General features: G+C 50.8%; 3 protein-coding genes. 1 reads left to right on the forward strand and 2 read right to left on the reverse strand.

Annotation, left to right across the window (positions count from 1 at the left end; genetic code table 11):
- Together ACQY18_RS06480 and ACQY18_RS06485 are read right to left on the reverse strand one after the other, a co-directional pair.
- The coding region (locus ACQY18_RS06480; protein WP_428039281.1) for a DEAD/DEAH box helicase at positions 1-212 on the reverse strand (212 nt) is incomplete at its 3' end.
- Between the two features lie 20 nt (positions 213-232).
- Positions 233-2083 (reverse strand): ABC-F family ATP-binding cassette domain-containing protein, encoded by a 1851-nt coding sequence (locus ACQY18_RS06485; protein WP_428039282.1) that lies wholly within the window; start codon positions 2081-2083, stop codon positions 233-235.
- A gap of 169 nt (positions 2084-2252) precedes the next feature.
- Here ACQY18_RS06485 and ACQY18_RS06490 point away from each other — a divergent pair, with 169 nt between their 5' ends.
- Entirely contained in the window at positions 2253-3395 is a 1143-nt protein-coding gene (locus ACQY18_RS06490) for a hypothetical protein (RefSeq protein WP_176776928.1), read from the forward strand.
- Positions 3396-3522 lie beyond the last annotated feature (127 nt).

The following is a 3522-nucleotide window of genomic DNA, read 5'->3' on the forward strand; positions in this document are numbered from 1 at the left end:
AGCGCCGCGCCGCCGTCTTCTTTTTCCATACGGCTTAAAATAGGCAGTAAAAAGGCAAACGTTTTGCCCGTACCCGTCTGGGCCGTGCCCAGTACGTCGTGCCCTTGCATGGCGGGCTCAATGGCCTGCGCCTGAATGGGCGTAGGCGTGGTAATACCCAAGCGTTTTAACGCATCTTGCAAAAACGCGGGCAAAATAGAAAAGTCTTTCATGGACATCAAATTCCTTATCATTAATCTGCGTGTAAAAGGGCTTCGCACTGTTCGTTTAAGGCAAGCCATTCTTCTTCACACTTGTTCAGTTCGTCCGTCAACAGGGCCAGTTCAATGCTCCCGTCGGCCGAATATTGTACCAGCAGTTGCTGTTCCAGTTGCGCTTTGCGGGTGGATAATTTTTCCATCCGTTTATCCAATTCCCGGATTTGTTTTTTAAGGGGTGCGGCATCCGCGCGGCGTTTGGCCGCATCCCGGCGCCGGGCCTCTTTGCCGGACATTTTATCACTGGCGGCACCTTCGCGGTCCCCCCCGTTAAGAAGCTGCATTTTGTAGTCTTCCAAATCCCCGGTAAAAGTGCGGCAAGTGCCGCCGCGCACAATCCAAAGCGTATCGCACGCCATTTCTATAACGTGCAAATCGTGCGTGATTAACACCACCGCCCCGGTATAGGCGTTCAGCGCGTCTAACAGCGCATCGCGCGATTGGATATCCAGGTGGTTGGTGGGTTCGTCCAAAATCAGCAAATGGGGCGCATCTTTGGTAATCAGCGCCAAAAGCAGGCGGGATTTTTCCCCGCCGGAAAGTTTGCCGATTTCGGTATCCGACTTGGCTTTATTTAAGCCGAACGCACCCAGTTGGGCGCGTATTTGGGTTTCGCTTGCCCCGGGCATTACATCACCCAGTTGTTCAAAAGGGGTTTTTTCCACGTCCAGTTCTTCCGTCTGGTGTTGGGAAAAATAAGCGATTTTCATTTTTTTGGCCGTCGTCATCTTGCCGCTCATCAGCAGTAAGCGGTGGGATAAAATTTTGGCCAGGGTGGATTTACCGTTCCCGTTCGCACCTAGCAGGGCAATACGGTCGTCCTGCTCTATGCGTAAATTCAAGTCCGTCAGCACAGGTTTTTCGTCATAGCCGGCAACGCCGCCCTCTATGGAGATTAAAGACTGCGTCAGCCGCGTGGGGGACGGAAACTGAAAGTGGACTTCCGGGTCCTTGGGGATAGGCGGCAATTCGCCCATTTTTTCTATCATTTTGATACGGCTTTGCGCCTGCTTGGCCTTGGTGGCCTTGTAGCGGAAACGGTCCACGAACGATTGCAAATGCGCCACTACGCGCTCGTGCTTGGCGGCGGCCAAGCGCATACCTTCTATGGCGGCGGCGCGGGTGCGTTCGTACTGGTCGTAATTGCCGTTATAGAGCTTTAGAACGGCGTTTTCCACATGGATAATTTTATCGCACAGCAGGTTCAAAATATGCCGGTCATGGCTGATGATAAAAACGGTTTTGTTTAGGTGGAGCAGGTAGTTTTCCAACCAGACGGAAGTTTCCAAATCCAGGTGGTTGGTGGGTTCGTCCAACAGCAAACAGTTGCTGGGCGCATACAACGCGGCCGCCAGGCACGCACGCACCTGCCACCCGCCGGAAAACTCTTTTAAGGGGCGGTGGAAGTCTTTATTTTCAAACCCCAACCCGCTTAAAATAGCGCTGGCGCGCGCGGTGGCACTATGGGCGCCTAAAAACTCCATGCGGTCAAAAACTTCCGCCAGGCGCTCGCCGGAAATATCCGCCCGTTGGGATTCTTTTTCCAACGCGGTCAGTTCTTTATCGGCCGCCAACACATAAGGCAAGAGCGGTTGTGACGGGTCCGCAATTTCCTGCGCTACGGTGGCAATTTGCGTTCCGCGGGTAATTTCAATCTTTCCGCCGTCGGGCGAAAAAGCCCCTGTAATCAGCTTGAAAAGCGTACTTTTACCGCAGCCGTTGGGGCCTACTAAACCCACTTTTTGGCCGTCTTGTATCAATACGGAAGCATCTTCAAACAGGGTGCGGAGCCCAAAATGGAAGGAAAGGTCTTTAATCTCTATCACAATACATATATTTTACCAAATTTATACCCGCAGGAGCGGGCGGCAAACGCAAGAAAATTTCTACGACGAGAAAACGCAAAAATCCCCCAACCCCAAAAAGCGGTTTCCCTCGGTAAAATTGACAAACGCCCAAATTTGATAAAATAAGTTAAAGTTTTTGGAGTTTTACATGAACCGCAACATATTAGCATTGGATTTTGGCAGTGGCAAAATTACCGCCGCTTTAAGCGCCTATGACGACGAAACAAACACCCTGCGCGTGCGCCGCACGCTCCTGGAGCCGTGCGTGGGCATAAACGGCAGTGTGATTTTGGATTTGAAAGGCGCCGAAAGAGCTTTAAGCAAAATATTTGCGGATATTTCCGAATATGTATCGTTCAATCCGTCGGTAGTGGTGGGCGTGCGCGGTAATTTTTTAAGTTTTTTGCATACCAGCGGCACCAAATTTAGGGAAGCCAACCTCCGCCCCATTACCCAAAAAGATGTGGACGAAGCCATTAACAACTCCATTCCCACCAACTTAAACGAAAATTTGGAAGTGTTGGACGTCCTGCCCACCGGATATATGTTAGATTCCCAGCCGCGCATTGACCCGCTGGATTTAAGAGGGTTTTATTTGGAAGCCGACACGTTTATTACATTTGCACTTAAAACCCAACTGCAAAACCTAAATTGCATGTTGGAAGATTGCGAATGTACCGATTATGCCGCGTTTCCGGCCTCGGTAGCGTTGGCGCAAACGCTTATGCGCCCGGAAGAAAAAAAGAATACCACCTTATTTTTAGATATCGGCGGCACGAACACTTCGGCCCTGTTATACCACAAAGGTTCCATTTTGCAAGGGTGGGAAATGCCCCTGGGTGCCGAAATTATTGTGCAGGAAGTGGCCGATATTTTGCAAAGTGATTTGGATTCCACCCGCAAAACGCTCAGCCAATACGAATATGGGGATGACGAAATTGTGGACGACGTGTTGGACGAAGCCTCTAAAAAATTAATGAAAGCCATTAAAAAAGAGTTGCTCAACTCCGTGGACTACTTAAAATTCCCCCCCACGAGCGCCGTATTAAGCGGCGGCGGCACCGGGGAAAGCGTGCGCGAAGCCGCCAAAAACGTGTTCAATTTGCGTAAAGCGCGCCTGGCCGTATGCGAGGACCTTATCCCGGATGCGGAGGGCAAAGAGGCTGTTTTTGCCACCGTAATTGCGCTTACCCACCATTATTTAGAGCGCGAAACGACCGAGGCCGTACACTCCGCCAAAAAAGAGGACAGTTTTTTGGGCGGGTTGTTATCGCGCTTTGGGTTTAACTAAAAAAACACCCCTAAATCAAAGAAGAACCCTTTAACCAAAAAGCACCCTGCGGGCCGCACCTTGCAGGCCGCACCTTGCGAACGGCAGGGTCTTTTTTGCAAAGAGGGTTTGGAAAGCCCCATAAAAA

Source organism: Candidatus Avelusimicrobium faecicola, from assembly GCA_900540405.1.
In the GTDB taxonomy this organism is placed as follows: Bacteria; Elusimicrobiota; Elusimicrobia; order Elusimicrobiales; family Elusimicrobiaceae; genus Avelusimicrobium; species Avelusimicrobium faecicola.